Source organism: Hymenobacter negativus, from assembly GCF_017571495.1.
Taxonomy (GTDB): Bacteria; Bacteroidota; Bacteroidia; order Cytophagales; family Hymenobacteraceae; genus Hymenobacter; species Hymenobacter negativus.
On sequence record NZ_JAGETZ010000008.1, the window covers coordinates 131064 to 149679 of the forward strand.

Below are 18616 nucleotides of genomic sequence, written 5' to 3' on the forward strand. Positions count from 1 at the left end.
GATGAAGGGAAAGCCACCACGGTGGCGGTTTCCTGCTGTACGGCCAGCCGGCCCGGTGGTTGGGCGCAGCCCAATTGCGCGCCGTGTGCCATCTTGGGGCTGCATTTGTCTTTTCCTTCATTCAATCCGGCCTTCCAGTGGACAGGCCGTTGCTTCCTTCGATACCGTGTCCGATTCCCCCACCGATTTCTACCACCAGAAAACCGACGCCGAGCTACAGTTTTTCGTTGACAACCCTGGCTATTATCAGCCCGAGCTGGTGCAGGAAGCCCGCCTTGAGCTGCGCCGCCGGGGCGTGGGGCCCGTGCCGCCCGCGCCCGTCGCAGCCTCCGTGCCTGAGCCGGCTCCCGCACCCGCCGCAGCTCCCGTATTCGCCGCGCCTGCACCGGCCCCAAGCTACCAGCCCGCATCCAAAGCTGCCCCTGCTTCCGGGCTGCCCGGCTTCCCGGTGGTAATGGGTGTGGCCGTGGTGCTGGCCCTGAGTGTGGGCGGCTTCTACTACGTGAAGCAGAAAAATAGTCCGGTCACCAGCGTAGCTCCGGTGGCTGATGTGGCTCCGGTAACTGATTCAGTTCCGGCAGCTGATATAGCCCCGGCAACTGAAGCGGACCCCGCGGCCGAAGCCACTCCAGCCCGCAAAAACCCGCCGGAACTCACCGAAGTAGCCACTTCGGTTGTGCCAACCTTCGATGTACCGGCCATTATCGAACAGCAGCTTAAGCACGTGCCCGCTACCGAACGGGCCGCTGCTGCCCAAGCCGGCCAGCCCCTACGGCAGTACCGCGAGCTGGCCAAGCGCTTCTGGACGGCCGAAACCCAGACCGAATACCTGCTGCAGCAAGCCCAGCAAGGCAAGCTCGATACCGCCCTGCCGGGCCACGTCGAAGCCGCTGAAGTTGCCTGGCAGCAGTTGAACAAAGCCACGGTGTACAGCTACAAATTCGGCCCGGCCATGACCAGCCACCTCGACATAATGAGCCGCGTGGGCCGGCAGCAGCAGGAAGCGCTGTCCGATTTGCTGCTGGTAGCCAACAACCCGCAGAGCTACGAAAACAGCAAAACCCGCCAACGGGCTGCCGATGTCAACGACCTGCTCTCCGGCCTGCTGCCAAAGTCGCCGGTCACGGGCGAGCCCTACGTTGCCATCGTGCGTCGGGTGACGTTGTAGGAGAGGCATCTGTCATCGCGTCGTTCCGGATAACGGCCGGCGCGCATGACGTTCCTTTGGGTTGTTCAAGTCTTCACTGCGGGCAACATCTGGCAAAGTGGCCGGTTGGGCAAGCTGGCGCGCTCCTTGCCGCGTCTGCTTGCAATGGAAGCACCTACTCCCGAACCTGCCCCCGGCTCCACGGCCGCCCTTGCCGCCCAGCTTTTCGCCCAAAAGCCCGAAGCCGAGCTGCTGTATCTGGCCCAGAATGCCGCCCGCTACGGCCCGGCCGTGAGCGCCGCCGCTGTAGCCGAGCTGCGCCGCCGCGAGCTGCTGCCCGAGCCTGCCCGTCCCGCCCCGCCACCGCCGCCCGCCGAGGCCGAAACCTGGAGCCAGCTGTTCGGGCAGCTGGCGCGGGGCCTGTTCATCCCATCGCGCCGCTTCCTGGCCACCCCGCTGCTGATTGATACCTGCCTGCTCATCTTCGGGCTGATGGTGCTCAGCGGCGTTTCGGCCTCCAACCCCACCGGCCGCGACCTCACCCATTGGGGCTCCAACCTCTCCGACCTCACGCTGCACGGCCAGCCCTGGCGCCTGTTCACCTGCCTGTTTGTGCACGCCGGCCTCTCGCACCTGCTCCTGAATATGTTTTCTCTCTGGCTGCTGGGCCTGTTGGTGGAAGACCGGGTGGGGCCGTTGCGCCTGGCGCTGGTGTACCTGGCCAGCGGCATTGGCGGCAGCCTGGCCAGCCTGTGGTGGCACACCAGCGGCATCAACTCCGTGGGGGCGAGCGGAGCTATTTTCGGCCTCTACGGCCTGCTGCTAGTGCTGCTGGTGGGCAAAAAGCTGGTGCTCGATAAATCGGACCGCCGTGCCATGCTGGGCCTGGTGCTCTACCTGGTGCTGAGTAACCTGCTGTCGGGCATCACCGGCAACATCGACAATGCGGCTCACCTCGGCGGACTGGCTACGGGGTTGTTCGTGGCTGGCCCGCTGGCTTTGATTGGGCTGAGAAAACACGTAGAAGGACAGCGGTGAGGCGAGAGCCGGAGAAATATTGTTTTGGCGGGATGGCAGCGAGCTGTTCGGTCTGGGAGGCGTGTACAGTAGGTGTACACTTTGTTTGGAGTAGGCCTAGAGTAGGTGAGCAGAAATTGAACGGAAGCAAGAAATTGACTGCGCCCTGCTCTGCTGCATACAGGTATTGAGCGGCCGATGAGTAGGTATATCACTCGGCATCCCGATGAGTATACGGACCCGGCTAATGCGAAAGAAAATTGGGAGGTCGATTAATGACTGGCTTGCAGGATAGAAAATTATTTGTGAAATGGGCGCTTGAATCGCAGCATAATTGCTATACCTTGGCAATGCCTTATTCCTTCACTTTTTCCACACTTACTTATGGGCAACACTTACCTGACAGAGTCTATTTCACGTTTATTAAAATTCATAGTTGGTAAAAACCAGTTATTTGCTCTTTTGTGGGTATTTATAAGCTGGCTTTACGGGCCAGTTGTTTACGCACAGGTGTTGGGGCCAGAAACCCAAATTCAGTGCTACACCCTTTCGCCCAATGCGCCTGCGCAAAACGCAACGGGTACTGGTGCGCTGACTATCGGGCAGCGGCTGGTGGTGGGTAATAGTAGCTGCATGCAGTTTCCGGAATACGCGCCTGGCTTTCAGGTCGAGCATGACTTGCCCGAAATGCCTATCAAAACCGTTCGGATTATGTTTCACGTTTTTCAGGATGATAACGGCAATGACAACTGGCAGTCGCCCGCCCAGGATGGCGGGGCTGATGAAGTGCTGCTGCGAGGCTTGGTTAACGGGTTGCCACGCTGGCCTATTAGCACGGGTACTCCAAGCCGAACGATACGAGGCCTAAACGGCATCTACGGCCAGCTTGACGAGCGACTGGTGAGTACCATGACCAACCTAGCGGTGGTGCCCGCTGCCGCGCCGCGAGCCGATACGCGCATTCGGTTTCAGCTCGAAGGCATTCGCTACTACCGAAACTCCGCTTACTGGAACTTAACAGATAATAACCCCTGGGGCTGTGGGAGTAATCCAGACCCTAGTGTGAATAATGACGCCTGCAGAAAAGGATTCTACACGACCTTTATTACCAACAGCAGTACCAGCCAGGATGCCAGCGGCACCGCACTAACGGCATCACAGAAAACGGATATTCTGCACATCTTTCTCGGGGAGCACCCGGGAATTGCCAGTACCCGGCTCGACCAGTACGGTCAAATGGGTACCCGCTACGGGACCGGAGGGGTTGCAAGCGGCGTGCCCGGCGCTTATATGTATTGCCGGGGCTTGTACTGGGACATCAAGCAACATCCGGCTTGGTCATTGAGCGAGGCGGGTTTCAGGTATGCCACATGGGTGCTGGCCCACGAACTCGGGCACTGCCTGGGCCTGTGGCACGTCGATGGGTCGGATGATTGCAATGCTTTTACGGACCCGCCAGCACCAGCACCGTGGTTTCCAATAATGTGATGGACCCGCCCGGTGCTAACGCCGGCATGCCGGGCTTCTCGCTCTCGCAGTGCCAGATTGGTAAAATGCACTATTTTTTGGGTCATAACGGAATGGGCTTGCAGTTATTGCAAAGCGGGGGGAGCGTTGTTTCCTACTTGGACAATATGCTGGTGCCGGACTATTGCCAGCATGCGGCCAGCGAGGACGTCACCATTAAGGCCGGTAAGGTGGAGGTATGGAGCAGCGCCCACAACCTGCGCGGCAACCTATACATCGAGCCGGGGGCATCCCTGACTATCCGCTGCCGGGTTGGCTTTGTGGGGCCGGAGGCCAAAATAGTGGTGCGCAGGGGCGGTGAGTTGGTGCTCGACAATGGCACCATTGGCAACTACGCCACCAGTGACCGGCTGGAATGCCCCAACGACCTGCGCCTGTGGCTAGGCGGCGATGGCAGCGACGGCGACAACAGCGGCCTTATCAGCATTCGCAATGGCGGCGGGTTCACTTCTCCCCGGCTAAACGCAGTGCTGACCGCTGGCGCCACCCTGCACATCGACCCGGTGCCCGTGCTGCTGGACGGCTGCCGGCTGAGAACCGACGATGACAGCTATCTGTGCGTGGAGCCCGGGGCAACGTTCAGCTATGCCCGGCAGGCCCAGCTCACCATTCAGCCCGGAACCATCCTTGGTGTGAACCCTGCCATCCTGGGCAATTTCGATAAATGTGAGCAGGATATGTGTGAGCTGCTGAGCCAAACCGTTTCGTTTACTGCATCGACGGTGAATACGCAGGGCACGACTCCTCTGTGTTCGGGCGATGCCGTCGCGATGGCGGTACATTCAAGCTTGGCCGGGGCTAGTGTACAATGGTTTCGTAACGGTATGCTGGTCGCGAATACAGAAAACTACAGCGAGACGCCTACCGGCACCGCTTCTATTGTGTACCAAGCGCAGGTCGATTTAAACAATGGCTGCCCGCCGGTCACCTGGAGCTTCATCCAGACCATTAATCCGGCGGCAACCATTCAGCTGCTGAGTAATTCAATAACCGTGTGTGGGGCTGGGACTGGCGCTGGCTACCTGTCCAATGACTGGTTCGATTTAACCAGTGCCACCGGGAGTATTCGCAACCCCAATGCCCCTGCCAACCTGAATACGACTTACAGCTGGAAGGACCCCGCTAACCCGGCCCAATCAGTGGTAGGAAGAAGTTTCAATGGTACAGCAAACTTTTATTTCCTCCGGCTGGCCAACCTGCGTGCGTTCGGCGTCTCTTCTTACCCGCTTCAGCTATGCAATACCAGCACCAACCCGAACATTCCTTGTGAAACCTGCGCTACGGTAACCATCAACCTGAATGCGCCGGCCTTCACGGTGCCCACCCCGGCCGCCACTTGCCTGGGGCAGCCCGTAACGCTCACGGCCAGCGGCCCGGCCGGTACCACGTACCAATGGCAGCCGGGCAGCCTGACCGGGACGAGTGTAACGGTAACTCCCACGGTTAACACGACTTATGCCGTGACCGGCACGGCGGCCAGCGGGTGCCAGGCTACGCGGCAGGTGCTGGTGGCGGTGAACCGGCCCACCTGCCTGGCTTGCCTGGGCGGCAACTACACCAACATGAGCCTGGCCGGCACCAGCTTTGCCAGCTACAATTTCGTGGCGGGCAAGACCTACGTGTTCAACCAGGATACGGAGTTTACGACCAGCATTTTTACAATTCCGCAAGGTACGCGTCTGTTGTTCGGGCCGAATGTGAAGCTCACGCTGCGCAATAACGCCCGGCTGGACCTGCAGGGCGGCACCCTCACGGCCCTCTGCGACCAGATGTGGAGCGGCATTGTGGCCGAAGCCAGCAGCCGGGGCGTGGTCGCCCAGAAGCCAGCCAGCCTGCCCTACTCCGAAATCAGCCATAGCCGCAATGGACTGGTGCTCAGCAGCAGCGCGCCTGCGCTCGCGCAGCCGACCTTGCAGCTCCGCTACGTCGCGTTTTTGCATAACGGCCAGGGGGTGCAGGTGCAGGCACCGACCTCGGCCAGTGCGCCGGCCTTTGCCGGCGTCATCGACCATTGTCAGTTCGACTCCGACCCGCGCCAGATGCTGGCGCCCTGGCAGTACGTATCGGCCCAGGACCTGCACGTAAGCCTGCGCCATCTGGCTTTGTCCGGCAACTGCTCGGCGCTGACCATGAGTACTACCATTCTCAGCCTGGCTCTGTTTGGGGTGTGGGTGCCTACCTCGGCTCCGTTCATCGCTACCAACAGCGTGTTTCGGGACATCTACGTGGCGGGCATCTATGCCCGTGATGCGTTAACGTCCGCCACGCAGCTCACGCTGAACCAGTTCATTTATCCGACGGCCAACAACGAAGTCATCACGAGCCACAGCCCGCAGATGCGGGGCGTCTTCAACACGGACCTGGCGGTAGAAGGCCCGAACTCCCTGCTGCGCGAGGGCGTGTGCGTGGGCATTTTCGGTCCTACGTCAGGAGGTACGTTTACCCTGCAGGGCAATATGTTTACGCAGCCCGTGCCGCTCACTAGCTTCGAGACCCGGATACCCAACCAATACCCCCAATACGGCGTGATAATCAGCGGCGGCATCCTGAAGGAGAATATTTTTCGCAACCTGCACATCGCCTACATGAGCGGCTCGACGCAGCAAGATGGGGAGGTAAAGAACAACTTGTTCGAAAACTGCGTGTATGGGCTGTACTTCACCAACAGCCAGCCGCGCACCGCGAGCAGTGTGGGTACGGCCACAGTGAGCTGCAATACGTTCCTGCGCCAGCCCAACGTGAGTGGCACGAGCTACGGCATCGTGCGCGACTACTGTCAGGCCCAAGGCATGGGTGGGGCCTGCGACCAGATTGATTTTATGACGTCGGGCATCGCTTCAAACGGCTCCCCTATCTACCGCTTGCAGAAGAACAAGTTCGAGGGGCCATCCAGCACCGCCGCGCCTTTCTACCATATCTACAATTCACCCACGAACGCACAGATTACATACTCGACCTTTAGCGGCATCGTACCAACGATTGTCGTGAATTCTTCGGCATTGGTTTATGTCTATAATTCGAACGTCGTTTTAACGGCCACTGCGGGCTCCATTGTTGGCAACGACTGCGCTTCCGAGGGCTACCAGTATGGCCTGCAAGGGCGGTCAACAGGGCCCTCGACACCCAATAGTTCGTCAGCAAGTGTCCTGAAAGACGTGTTCCTGGCGCAGAACGTGCCGAATCCTTGTGCGGGCACCACTTCAGTGAGCTACCGCACCCCCATCGGAAAGCAGGATGTCCAGTTGGTTATCCGGGATTATTTTTCGGGGGCGGTGGTGCAGCGGCAGGTAGTGCCGGCCGGGGAGCATACCGTGGAAGTGAACGTGAGTAAGCTGCGGCCAGGGGGCTACCATTATGCTTTAGAAGTAGACGGCCAGCCCGTCGCCCACCATAACCTGCTTGTGCAATGAGCCGCCTGCTTCTCATTTGCCAGCACCTGATAATAATCGGGTGCTGGCAGTTGGCGGTGGCCGTAGATGCTATTGCCCAGCCCGCGCTCATGGCCGAGCACAAGAACCTACCGCGCTTTGAAAACACCTTTGGCAAATCGTTTGAGTTGCCCGGCCGCCGTTTCGTGCACTGTGGCAATGCTTTAATTCGAACACTTCTCACTGGTAAAGACGAGTTGACACTAGTGGTAAGCACGGCCTTAGGGGATACGGTGCGCTACCGACGACTGGACCGAAACCCATCCCAGGGCGGCGACCGGTTCGTGGATGCGGTTCTTGAGCCTGACTACAGCATTACGTATTTGAGCATGCGATTTGTGCCTGGGCCGCAACCCGGCATAGATATCCGCACGTACGAGCTGACGCAATTAGACACGCTGGGGCAGGTGCGGCGGCAGTGGTCGTATCCGCTCTACCCGGTGGGCACGGCGGTGGATGCCACGGCCCTGCTGCGGGTGCCCGACGGCTATCTAGTGCTGGCCAACCCGGTGAACGCGGCGGCGAGCACGCCCTCGGCCACCTATACCTACGCCGGGGCGGTGAAGCTAGACCGGCAGGGGGCCGTGGTGTGGCAGCGCACCTGGCCGAGCCGGGGCTACGGCGGGGTGGGCTACCTGGCCGGGCTGGTGGCCCGGCCCGATGGCTCGTACCTGGCCGCGGGCTCGGCCGACAACGGCACGCCCTACACGGGCGGGGCCACTTCGCCGCGGCTGGACTACTGGGTGGTGCAGTTCAGCCCGCAGGGCGACACGCTGCGCACGGTGCGCTTCGGGGTGAGTCCGCAGCTGGAAACCGCCACGAAGGTGTTGAACACGCGCGGGGGCGGGGCCGTCATCGGCGGGGTGCGGCGCCTGCTGCCGGGCGGCAACAACGATGCCCAGCTGGTGCAGCTCGACAGCCTGCTGCGTCCGCAATGGACCTATACCCAGCCCAACACGAGCAATGACTACGACTCCTTCGGGTTTGTGCAGCCTACCACGCGGGGCGCCGTGCTCTTCGGGGGCGGGCGGGTGGACGCGGCGGCGCGGCAAGTGCGCGTGGAGCTGAACTGCTACACGGCGGCCGGCGTGCCGCGCTGGTTCTGGGCCTACCGCTTCGGCGGCCCTGGCTCGCAGCGGCTGACCGGGTTGGCCACCTGGGTGAGCAGTGCCGACAGCTCGGCTTACTTCATGGGCGGGACACGGCTCACCAGCACGAGCACCAACCCGGTATACGAAGATTATTTTGCCCACATTGCCAACGCGGGCGCGCCGTTTTTGGCCGACCTGTGCCGGGAGCCGCCGCAGGCGGTGCTGGGCTACGCGCCGACGGCCGGGGGCGACAGCCTACGCTTCGTGAGTTTGTCCTCGGCCGGGCCGCGCTACGCGCAGCTGGCGCTCTGGCACTGGGACTTCGGCGACGGCACCAGCTACGACGGACCCGCCCCGCCGCCGCACCGCTACCCGGCCGGGACCAGCGCGGGGACGGCCGTGCGGCTGAGTGTGACCAATAACCTGGGCTGTACCAGCTCCCAGGCCGTATTTCCCTTTGCCCTGGCCACGGCTCAAGCGCGGGCGCTGGCGGCTCAAGTACAGCTCTACCCCAACCCCACGGCCGGGGCCGTGACGCTGGCGCTGGCCGGCCTGCGGGCGCAGGGCGCGGTGGCCCTGGAGGTGGTCAACGTACTGGGGCAGGTGGTGCTGGCCCGCACGGCCCTGGTGAGCCAGGGCGCGGTGCGCGAAGTGCTGGACCTGCGGGCGCTGCCGGCGGGCGTGTACACCCTGCGCTTGCGGGCCTTGGAGGGCGTTATCGTTAAGCGTTTGGTGCGCGAGTAATTACGACCGACACCTTCGGCTTCATTCAATATGTCGCCGGATGCGGCTGAGCGTTTCGGTCGTCATTCCTAGGTAAGAGGCCACCATGTGCTGCGGAATGCGCAGGGCAATGGCCGGGTATTTCAACAGAAACTCGCGGTACTTCTCCTCGGCTGAGTAACTGATGGCCGAGTGAATCCGGTTTTGCGAGGCCAGAAAGCTGCGGTGCAGGATATTGTTGACCAACTCATGCAAGGCCGGAATCTGCTGGCGCAGGTGGTCAAAGTCCTCTTTGTTAATCAGTATCACCGTCGAGTCTTCAATGGCCTCAATGTTGTAGCGCGAGGGGTGGCCCGTTGTGAGGCTTTCCCGGTCGCCTATCCACCAGTTTTCCATCGCAAAATTGAGGATGTGCTCGGCGCCCTTGGCATCCACGGAGTAGGTGCGCAGGCAGCCATTGACTACGAAGGCATTGTAGCTCCAGATATCACCGGCTTGCAACAGGTACTGGCGCTTGCGTACCGACCGCACCACGCTCACCGCCTCGATTTGCGCAATTTCATTGGGCGTAAAAGGGGCGTGCTGCTGGAGATATTGAGCAAAGACGGCAAACATGGGCGCAAACACATACGGTTGGGCGCGCAAAACAACCCGGTTTTGCTCGTAGGGGGCCAAACAACGGCCAAAACAAAGAGGAGGCGCAGTATGTCGCGCCTCCTCAGTAAACGTCCAGAACCGCGCCATGTGCATCATTTACCGCAGAAATGTCACATGCTGCACCTCGACAACCTGCAGAGCCAATCCGATTCGTCGCTGGTCACGTCCAGCTCTACTACTTCCACGTTGGGCAGGGCCGATAGTTTCGAGGCCACGGCTGCGTTTTTAGTAGTAGCGCCACGCATGCCGGCCACTACAGTGTGTCCGGCGGCAGCCAGGGTAGTAGTCATCAGTTTGCCAAAGCCAGTGCTGGTGCCCGTAATAAAAATGAGCTAAATCACGAGGTTGATTTTGAGAGGGTAAACGGGTGTGTCGCCCCCGTTGGGATTTGTTATTCCGACAATACAAAGGTCTGGCTCCGTCTCTCCCACCTCCTTTGACGTTTATCAAAAAAGCCCGTTGACATTCATCAACGGGCTTTTTCAGAAGTAGGCCGCACCCACTTGCTGGGTGTTTCACAACAAGGGATTTAGCTCACCGTAGGTGGGTTGGGGTAGGGATTGGGTGGGCCGCCGGCCAGTTGGCTCACCATGTCGTCGAGAATGGATTTGCTGTAGCCAACGCGCATGGCGTATTCCTGACACAGGCCGTATTCGCGGGCGTCCAGCTGGCCGTCCTGCAGCATCATTTGCACCAGCGTTTGCAGCTCCAGGGTGCGCTGGAGCCCATCAGCTGGCAGAATAAAGCTCAGCACACCGAGGTTATCGGCAATGGGCATCACCTCCTCCGGTTTCAGGCCGAGCCTGTTGCCGATTTGCAACAGAAAGTCACTTTCCTCTGGGCTTAGCTGGCCATCGGCCGCCGCTACTAGCACCAGATTTTGAAAGAAAGCGAGTTTCTTTTGCTGCGTATTCAGCACCTTTTCGAGCGAATGGGTTTCTTGCATGAAATTGAGAAGTTAGTTATTAAGCTACTCGGGCCCGAGGGTAACTCAGCCCCTGTTTTGAACGACATCTTACTCGGAAGGTTGGAGCAGTGTATGGCTTCTTTCATCCGTAAGCAGCACGAAGGCCTTCTCACGCCCGCATCCGTTGAAAACACTGCAAGCTGTTATGATGTCATAAGGTCCTTCACGCTACCCAGGCCGACAGAAGTTATCCACTCTTCCAAAACCCCGCCCAGCCCCAATGCAAGCCCTTCAACTTGATGCCATTCACCAGCCCGCCGTGCTGCGCGAGCTGCCTACGCCCACGCCCGGACCTGGTGAAATCCTGGTAAAACTTCACGCTGCGGCCCTCAATCACCGCGACGTATTTATTCAGGAAGGCAAGTATGCTGGCATCCGGCTGCCCTGCACGCTCGGGGCCGACGGCGCGGGCGAAGTAGCCGCGCACGGCCCCAGCGTACCAGCCGATGCGCCGGCCGTGGGGGCCCGCGTGCTCATTTACCCGGGCCTGCGCTGGGGCAATAACCCCCGCGCCCAGGCCCGGGACTTTGTGGTGCTGGGCATGCCCGACCCCGGCACGTTTGCCGAATACATCAACCTGCCGGCCGAATACATATTCCCGCTGCCCACGCACCTGAGCTTCGAGCAGGGTGCCGCGCTGCCATTGGCGGGCCTCACGGCCTACCGGGTCGCCTCCACGCGTGCGCAGGTGCAGCCCGGCGAGCGGGTGTTGGTGACGGGCGTGGGGGGCGGCGTAGCCGGCACGGCCGTGCAGTTCTGTGCCGCCCGGGGTGCGGAGGTGTGGGTGACATCCAGCGTTGAAGAGAAAATTGCCCGCGCCCAGACCCTGGGGGCCAAAGGCGGCATCAGCTACAACACCGAGGGCTGGGTAAAAACCCTCATTCAGCAAGCCGGCGGGCCGTTCGATGTCATCATCGACAGTGCGGCCGGGGCCGCTTTCGGCGCCCTGCTCGATGCCGCCGCGCCCGGTGGCCGCATTGTATTCTACGGCGGCACGCTGGGCAACATCCCCGACCTGCCGCCCGCGAAGGTGTTCTGGAAGCAGCTCAGCATTCTGGGCTCTACCATGGGCTCGCTGCAAGATTTTGCCGATATGCTGGCGCTGGTGACAGAAAAGCAGCTCGTTCCGGTGATAGATGAAGTTTTTCCGTTGGCCGCAGGCGAAGCCGCCCTGCGCCGCCTCGAAACTGGTGCGCAGTTCGGCAAAGTCGTGTTAAAAATTGTCTGAAACTGCCGCCGAAAAAGAGCTGTATCCTGTCTCGCAAGCCATTGATTTTCAAAACAATATTTACGCAATAAATAGTGTTAAAATTGGGCCAAAAGGGAATGAAAATGGGCTTCTTAAGGTTAATTAACTGCGCTGAGAATCCAGTTAAAACCAGCCCGTTTTTGCCATGAAATCCGCCGCCGAATACCTCAATAACCACGTCTTTGAAGCCCGCCGTCCGCGGCGCGAGTTGCAGTCCGTGGTGGCCTACGCCGACGCAGTGCAAGCCGTAGAGCAGGCCCTGGCCGACGCTGAAAAATACCGCTACCTGCTGATGCGCGCCCTGCGCCGCCACGATAATGACACGGCTGTCATCGCGCCGGCCGCTGCTTCCTATTTCACTGATACCACGCCATTGCTGCCGCTATACCCGGCCCATGAGCGCATGGCTGCATAATGTCGAACGGACGCGAAGTGTTGCGTCTCTACATTTTTCAATAGCCATAAAAGAAAGGCCCGAATTTTAATTCGGGCCTTTCTTTTTCATCCCAGCTTCTCAGCCAAATGCGCTGCCATCGCAGCCGCTTGCTGTCGGATTTCTGGCACGGCCGTCGATTCGAAATAAGCCGGCCGGCGGCTGGGACCCAGCGTGAACAGGGTGCTGGAAACCCGGCCATCGGCTCCGCGCAGGGCGCCGTGGGCGTCGGTGAGCAGGCCTAGGTGCAGCGCGTCGGCGGTGAGGTGGCCGGCATCGCGCAGGTGCATCACCAGCGGGTCGGCAATGCGGGCGTAGTCGAGCAGCGGGCCGGCGCAGCACACTACGTGCTGGGCGGTGTGCCAACAGCCGGCCGTGCCGTGGGGGCGCACCCGTACCCGCAAGACGTCGCCATCGGGGATGATTTCACGCACCGTGCCGATGTGCAGTTGTACCAGCCCAGCCTCGGTGAGGGCGGCCACGGCTGCGGCGTTACCGGGTGGGCTGCGATGCCGCGTCACGGCCCACAAGCCCGCCAAATGCCGCAGAAACCGTCGTTGCTCCGCTAACGGCCACGCCGCCCAGATGCGCCCCAAATCCGGCCGCAAGGCATCCAGCACTGCCCGCCAGTTGACTCCTTGCGCCGCGGCGTAGCGCAGGTGCCGCTTGAATACTGCTACCACGTCCGTTACGGTGGTTGCTCCTGCCACTTCGGGGTAAAAGTTGGGGTAGGATGGCGTGGCGGGGCCGTGCGCGCTGGGCCAGCGGCCGTGGCGGGCTACCACCGTCACGGGGGCGCGGTGGCCATCCTGGCGTAGGGCCAGCAGCACGTCAATTGACGTTAAACCCGAGCCGATGAGCAGTACGGAGTCGTCGGGGCCGATGCGGCGGATGTTGCCAATAGCCCACGGGTCGGTGTGGTAGGCGGGATGGTGGAGGTAGCGGTGGTCGGGCCCGGCGGGTGGGGGCGGGGGGAAGTTGCCCAATGCCAGCACCACGCAGTCGCTCAGCAGGGTAGTTCCATTGGCCAGCTGCACAGCCCGGCGGCCATCGGGCCGGAGCGGGGCGGTTACAGCAGTGGTCTGGTGCCAGCGCAAAGGGCCAGTGCTGGAAGCAGGGGCTGCCAAAGCAGCCGTCAGCTCCTGGCTTAAATAGCGCCCATAGGTGCTGCGGGATGCAAATTCGGGTACCCCGGCGGCGCATTCGGGTTGCCCTGCCAGCCAGGAGGCAAAGTGGTCGGGGGCATCGGGATACAAGCTAAGGGCACCGGGGCGCACGTTGAGCAGGTACTCGGGCCGCCGGGCGCTGTAGGCTAGGCCGGGGCCAGGAATATCGCGGGGCTCTACCAAGTGAATTTCGGCGTGGGCCAGGGCCGGCTGCTGGCGCAATTGCAACACCAGGGCCGTGCCCGCGAAGCCGCCGCCCACAACGGTAATGACAGGACGAGCGGGTGGAATCACAGATGGAAGGATTGGGATAGTAGAACTGATGACAGACGGTACACGCCAAATGCGTCTCTACGCTTTGCTACATGTACCGGCCCGGCACCAGATAATTCTGCACGTAGTCAGCAATGCCGTCTTCCAGCCGTGTAAACGGCCGGTCGTAGCCAATGCTTTTCAGCTTGCTCATATCGGCTTCGGTGAAGTACTGGTACTTGTCGCGGATGTCCTCCGGCGTGTCTCTGAACTGAATATCCGCCGTGCGGCCCAAGGCATTGAAGGTGTTCAGTGCCAGGTCCAGGAAGGTGCGGGCCGTGCCGCTACCCAAGTTGTAGATGCCCGAGTGGGTGCGGTGGTTCAGCAGGAAAAAGCACACTTCCACCACGTCCTTCACGTACACAAAATCGCGCATCTGCCCGCCATCGGTGTAGTTGGGGTTATGCGATTTGAACAGCATCATCGAGCCTGACTGCTGAATCTGGTGGAAGGCGTGCATGATGACCGAAGCCATGCGGCCCTTGTGGTACTCATTGGGCCCGTACACGTTAAAAAACTTCAGCCCAGCCCAGAAATACGGTTTTTCTTCCTGCTGCAGAGCCCAGTTGTCAAAGTCGTTTTTCGAGTCTCCGTAGGGGTTCAGGGGGCGGTAGAGCGGAAATAGTGCTTCTTCGGTATCGGTGTAGCCCAGGGTGCCGTCGCCGTAGGTCGCGGCCGAGGAGGCGTATACCAGCGGCAGGTTGTAGCGCACGCAGGCCTGCCACATCTGCTTGGAATAGTTCAGGTTAAGTACATCAAACACGGCCGGGTCCATCTCCGTGGTATCGGTGCGGGCCCCGAGGTGGAAGATGAATTCCACCTGCTCGTGGTTGGCATCGAGCCAGTCGAAAAACGTTTCGCGGTCCACGTATTCGCGCAGCTTCTTGCCTTCGATGTTGGGCAGCTTTTTCTCGATGGAAAAATTATCCACCACCACGATGTCGTTAAAATTGGCGGCATTGAGGCGGGAAACAAGGCAGCTGGCAATGAAGCCGGCCGCACCAGTGACTACTATCATGGGGAGCGGAGTTGGGATGCGGCAAAGGTAAACCGGCTAGCTGAACGAGTACCGCGAATTTTCAATCCGGCCCCGCGCCCTTAGGATTACGCTTGTTGCGCGGGGCGAAATGAAATTCCGCAGTACTCGGGCCACGCAGTGCCGGTTCTACCTTTGCCCCATGCGTTTTCGATTACTGCTTTTACCCCTGGCCTTGCTGCTGGGTTGCCAATCCGAGTCTGAGCAAAAAGCCACCGTGCAGGTGCGCGACGGCATGGGCCGGACCCTCACGCTGCCCGCGCACCCGCGCCGCGTGCTGGCCCTAGCCCCCAGCATGACCGAAATCCTGTTCGCCGTGGCCGATACTGCCACCATCGTGGCCCGCGTGCCCCAGGACAATTATCCCGCCGGCGTCTACCGCAAGCCCGTTGTCAACAACTACCCGCTCGACCTGGAAAAGCTGGTGTTGCTCAAGCCCGATGTGGTCTTCACCACCGAAGGCATCACCTCCGTTGATGACGCCCAGCGTCTCCAGAAACTGGGTATTCCGGTGTATTATCAGCGCTACCGCCGCGTAGAGGATGTTTTCAAAGGCATTGATGAAGTGGGCCGAATACTCGGGCGCGATGCGCAAGCCAAACACCTCACGGATTCGCTCCGTCAGCGCATGCATGCCTTACAGCCAGAAGATTACGATGGCAATGAGCCCAGGGTGCTGGCCATCACCTGGATTGACCCTATTTATTGCTACGGTCAGAATACGCTGTTCACGGACGAAATCCACTTTGCTGGTGGCCAGAATGCCATCACCGAAACCTTCCCACAGCCCTACCCAGCCCTGACCCGCGAGTACATCCTCAAGCTGAACCCCGACGTGCTGCTCGGCGGCAGCTTTGAGAAGCTGGACAGCACGTTTTTCAAAAACTATCCTGAGCTGAAGCGCATCAATGCCTATAAGAACCACCGCGTCTTTGCCATCACCGGAAACCTTATGGAACGGCCCGGCCCTCGGGTAGTAGAATCGGTGCGCGAGCTGCGGGAACTGCTTGCGCCGCGCCTCGGCAATTCGCTGCCCCCTGCCCGCTGATGCCAACTCGTCGCCCCGTATTGTGGCTCATAGCAGGCCTGCTGCTCACGCTGGCGCTGGTGGTGCTGGGCCTGCGGGTGGGGAGCTATGCTACATCGTATAGCTTCATTCTAAATGCTTTCTGGCACTACAACCCCGCCGACCCCGCCCAGCTAGTGCTGGTGCAGCTGCGGCTGCCGCGGCTGCTGCTGGCGCTGCTGGCCGGCGCCAGCCTGGCCGTGAGCGGCTACCTGCTCCAAACCCTCGTCACCAACCCGCTGGCCGACCCGTACCTGCTGGGTACGGCCTCGGGGGCTTCGCTGGGCGCTATTGCTTCCTATGTACTGGTGCCGTCGCTCACGGTGATGGGCGTGTACCTGCCGCCGGTGGCTGCGCTGGCCGGGGCCTTCACGGCCACGTTGCTGGTGGTGGCGCTGGGTACGCGGCGGGGCCGGATTCTGCCCGCCCCGCTGCTGCTGGCCGGTGTGTCAGTGGGGGCGCTGGCGGCGGCCATCGGCAGCCTGCTCACCTTTCTGGCGTCGCCCGAGGGCAGCTTGCGGAGCGTGGTGTTCTGGGCGTTTGGTAGTTTTGAGCGGGCGGGCTGGGACGTGCTGCCATATCCGGCCGCGGCGCTGGTTATCAGCTTATTCGTGTTGGCCTTTCTGCAAAAAGATTTGAACCTGCTGCTGCTGGGGGAGGAGCGGGCTGCTGCGCTGGGGCTGCCCGTGGCGCGGCTGCGCTGGCTGCTGGTGCTGCTGGCGGCCGGCCTCACGGGTGGGGTGGTGGCGCTATGCGGGCCGGTGGGTTTCGTGGGGCTGCTGGCTCCGCACCTCACGCGCCGGCTGCTGGGCACCACGGGCCGCTACAATATACTGATATGCGCGGTGCTCGGCGGTGCCTTCCTGCTGGCCTGCGACTTGCTGGCGCGCGTGCTCTACCCACCGGCCGGGCTGCCGGTGGGCCTGGTCACGGCCCTGTTTGGGGTACCCTTCTTCGTATATTTGCTGCGGAAAAATAATTAAGCTGTTAGCTACTAGCTGACAGTTGTTAGCTCCGCTTTACGGAGCTTATTGAAAAGCTAATGGCTAATAGCTGACAGCTAACAGCTAAAAATCAGAATGATATACATCAGCCGCCAGGAACACTTCAACGCCGCCCACAAGCTCTACAACCCCAAGTGGAGCGAGGAGCGCAACCGCGAAGTGTTCGGCCCCTGTGCCAATACCAATTGGCACGGCCACAACTACGACCTCATCGTGACGGTGAAGGGCGAACCCGACCCTGAAACCGGCTTCGTGGTCGATTTAAAGGCCCTTTCCGACCTGCTCCGCGTGCACATCACCGACCAGGTCGACCACAAAAACCTCAACCTCGACGTGCCCTTCATGGCCGGCCAGATGGCCAGCACCGAAAACCTGGCCGTCGCCTTCTGGCAAATCATCGAGCGCGAATTGCCTGCTATTACCGGCGCTAAGCTCCACTGCGTCAAGCTATACGAAACCCCGCGCAACTTTGTGGAATACTACGGCGGGTAGAAGTTTTGAAATTTGAGGGTTGAATGTTGAGTTGTGGGGCCATCCCGAACAAGCAGCCATCATCTGATAAGTAACCCCTCAATTCAAAACTCAACATTCAACCCTCAAAACTTCTAAAGTGAAATACTACCTCATTGCCGGCGAACGCTCGGGCGATTTCCACGCTTCTCACCTCATGCGCGAGCTGCGCCAGCAGGATACCGCCGCGCAGTTTCGTTACTGGGGCGGCGATATGATGCAGGGCGAAGGCGGCGAGCTGGTGCGCCACTACCAGGATTTGGCCATCATGGGCTTTCTGGAGGCTGCTACCAGCGTGCTCAAGTTTCGCGGATACCTCAAGCAGTGCCAGCAGGACATCCTGACTTTTAAGCCCGATGTACTGATTTTGGTTGACTATGCGGGCTTCAATCTGCGCATGGCTCGGTTTGCCAAAGAGCACGGCATCAAGGTGTTCTATTATATTTCGCCCAAAATATGGGCCTGGAACCAGAGCCGCGTCGAGCAGGTGAAATCCTACGTCGACAAGATGTTCGTCATCCTGCCCTTCGAGGAGGAGTTCTACCAGAAATTTGGCTACGATGTCGACTACGCCGGCAACCCCACCGCCGATGCCGTGGCCGAGTTCAAGCCAACTTCCGATTTCTTTGAGCGCAACCGCCTCGACCGAGAGAAGCCCATTATTGCCGTGCTGCCGGGCTCGCGCAAGCAGGAAATCGAGGAGATGCTGCACGAGATGATTGCCATTTTGCCCGGCTTTCAGGAGTATCAGTTTGTGGTGGCGGGTGTCAACAACCTCGACCCCAACTACTACAAGCACTTCCACCGCAACAACATCCGCTTCGTTTTCGACCAAACATTTGACCTGCTGAGCCATGCCAAAGCTGCCTTGGTGACAAGCGGCACGGCCACCCTCGAAACGGCATTGTTCGGCGTGCCCCAGATTGTGTGCTACCGCACCAGCGCCATCACCTATGCCATTGGCAAAATGGTTATCAAGGTGCCCTATATCTCCCTAGTAAATCTGGTGGTGGGCCGTGAGGTGGTGAAAGAGCTCATCCAAGGCGAGTTTAATGCCCGCAACCTGCTTGATGAGCTTCGCAATCTGCTGACCGACCCGGATTATATGGCCCGCCTCAAAAGTGGCTATGCCGAGTTGCGCCAGAAGCTTGGGCAGCAGCAGGCTGCTAAAAAGACGGCCGAGCTAATGGTGAAATACCTGCGGGCCAGCTAGAAAACGGGTTGCCAATACCTCTTTTTTAGTTCGTATTCACGTTTGTATAGTGATGAGAAGCCCCAATGTG

The 18616-nt window shown here is 60.4% G+C and carries 16 protein-coding genes; 11 read left to right on the forward strand and 5 right to left on the reverse strand.

Going from position 1 to position 18616, the window contains the following annotated elements; translation table 11 throughout:
• Window positions 1-166: 166 nt before the first annotated feature.
• From J4E00_RS17100 to J4E00_RS17120, 5 genes are all read left to right on the forward strand, one after another.
• Window positions 167-1168: a hypothetical protein gene (locus J4E00_RS17100; protein WP_208176407.1), complete on the forward strand. Its 1002-nt coding sequence runs from the start codon at window positions 167-169 to the stop codon at window positions 1166-1168.
• A 45-nt stretch (window positions 1169-1213) separates the two neighbouring features.
• Window positions 1214-2185: a rhomboid family intramembrane serine protease gene (locus tag J4E00_RS17105; RefSeq protein WP_208176408.1), complete on the forward strand. Its 972-nt coding sequence runs from the start codon at window positions 1214-1216 to the stop codon at window positions 2183-2185.
• A 441-nt stretch (window positions 2186-2626) separates the two neighbouring features.
• The gene (locus tag J4E00_RS17110; protein ID WP_208176409.1) at window positions 2627-3652 is read left to right on the forward strand and encodes a hypothetical protein; all 1026 of its coding nucleotides are present in this window, start codon (window positions 2627-2629) and stop codon (window positions 3650-3652) included.
• The gene (locus tag J4E00_RS17115; protein ID WP_208176410.1) at window positions 3634-7101 is read left to right on the forward strand and encodes a hypothetical protein; all 3468 of its coding nucleotides are present in this window, start codon (window positions 3634-3636) and stop codon (window positions 7099-7101) included. Before J4E00_RS17110 ends, J4E00_RS17115 begins: the two co-directional genes overlap by 19 nt.
• Entirely contained in the window at window positions 7098-8954 is a 1857-nt protein-coding gene (locus J4E00_RS17120) for a T9SS type A sorting domain-containing protein (RefSeq protein WP_208176411.1), read from the forward strand. Before J4E00_RS17115 ends, J4E00_RS17120 begins: the two co-directional genes overlap by 4 nt.
• A gap of 21 nt (window positions 8955-8975) precedes the next feature.
• On the opposite strand, the gene J4E00_RS17125 is transcribed toward J4E00_RS17120, so the two are convergent.
• The 3 genes from J4E00_RS17125 to J4E00_RS17135 form a co-directional block, all read right to left on the reverse strand.
• Window positions 8976-9548 (reverse strand): Crp/Fnr family transcriptional regulator, encoded by a 573-nt coding sequence (locus J4E00_RS17125; protein ID WP_208176412.1) that lies wholly within the window; start codon window positions 9546-9548, stop codon window positions 8976-8978.
• 152 nt (window positions 9549-9700) lie between these two features.
• Entirely contained in the window at window positions 9701-9919 is a 219-nt protein-coding gene (locus J4E00_RS17130; RefSeq protein ID WP_317196642.1) for an SDR family NAD(P)-dependent oxidoreductase, read from the reverse strand.
• A gap of 200 nt (window positions 9920-10119) precedes the next feature.
• Window positions 10120-10536 (reverse strand): TerB family tellurite resistance protein, encoded by a 417-nt coding sequence (locus J4E00_RS17135; RefSeq protein ID WP_208176413.1) that lies wholly within the window; start codon window positions 10534-10536, stop codon window positions 10120-10122.
• A gap of 241 nt (window positions 10537-10777) precedes the next feature.
• On the opposite strand from J4E00_RS17135, the gene J4E00_RS17140 reads away from it, so the two are divergent.
• Together J4E00_RS17140 and J4E00_RS17145 are read left to right on the forward strand one after the other, a co-directional pair.
• Window positions 10778-11785 carry a zinc-binding dehydrogenase gene (locus J4E00_RS17140; protein ID WP_208176414.1) on the forward strand — a complete coding sequence of 336 codons (1008 nt, stop codon included), beginning with the start codon at window positions 10778-10780 and terminating at the stop codon, window positions 11783-11785.
• A gap of 166 nt (window positions 11786-11951) precedes the next feature.
• Window positions 11952-12221: a hypothetical protein gene (locus J4E00_RS17145; RefSeq protein ID WP_208176415.1), complete on the forward strand. Its 270-nt coding sequence runs from the start codon at window positions 11952-11954 to the stop codon at window positions 12219-12221.
• An 86-nt stretch (window positions 12222-12307) separates the two neighbouring features.
• Here the strand turns inward: J4E00_RS17145 and J4E00_RS17150 are convergent, their stop codons facing one another.
• Both J4E00_RS17150 and rfaD read right to left on the reverse strand, forming a co-directional pair.
• On the reverse strand, window positions 12308-13699 hold the full coding sequence (locus J4E00_RS17150; RefSeq protein WP_208176416.1) for an FAD/NAD(P)-binding protein: 1392 nt from the start codon (window positions 13697-13699) through the stop codon (window positions 12308-12310).
• A 67-nt stretch (window positions 13700-13766) separates the two neighbouring features.
• Window positions 13767-14735 carry an ADP-glyceromanno-heptose 6-epimerase gene (rfaD, locus tag J4E00_RS17155; protein WP_208176417.1) on the reverse strand — a complete coding sequence of 323 codons (969 nt, stop codon included), beginning with the start codon at window positions 14733-14735 and terminating at the stop codon, window positions 13767-13769.
• Between the two features lie 160 nt (window positions 14736-14895).
• Between rfaD and J4E00_RS17160 the strand changes: the two genes are divergently transcribed.
• From J4E00_RS17160 to lpxB, 4 genes are all read left to right on the forward strand, one after another.
• On the forward strand, window positions 14896-15801 hold the full coding sequence (locus J4E00_RS17160; protein WP_208176418.1) for an ABC transporter substrate-binding protein: 906 nt from the start codon (window positions 14896-14898) through the stop codon (window positions 15799-15801).
• Window positions 15801-16802, forward strand: a complete 1002-nt coding sequence (locus J4E00_RS17165; protein ID WP_208176419.1) for a FecCD family ABC transporter permease — start codon at window positions 15801-15803, stop codon at window positions 16800-16802. The genes J4E00_RS17160 and J4E00_RS17165 overlap by 1 nt, the downstream gene beginning before the upstream one ends.
• 96 nt (window positions 16803-16898) lie before the next feature.
• Window positions 16899-17315: a 6-pyruvoyl trahydropterin synthase family protein gene (locus tag J4E00_RS17170; protein WP_208176420.1), complete on the forward strand. Its 417-nt coding sequence runs from the start codon at window positions 16899-16901 to the stop codon at window positions 17313-17315.
• A gap of 118 nt (window positions 17316-17433) precedes the next feature.
• The gene (lpxB, locus tag J4E00_RS17175; protein ID WP_208176421.1) at window positions 17434-18546 is read left to right on the forward strand and encodes a lipid-A-disaccharide synthase; all 1113 of its coding nucleotides are present in this window, start codon (window positions 17434-17436) and stop codon (window positions 18544-18546) included.
• Window positions 18547-18616: the final 70 nt, after the last annotated feature.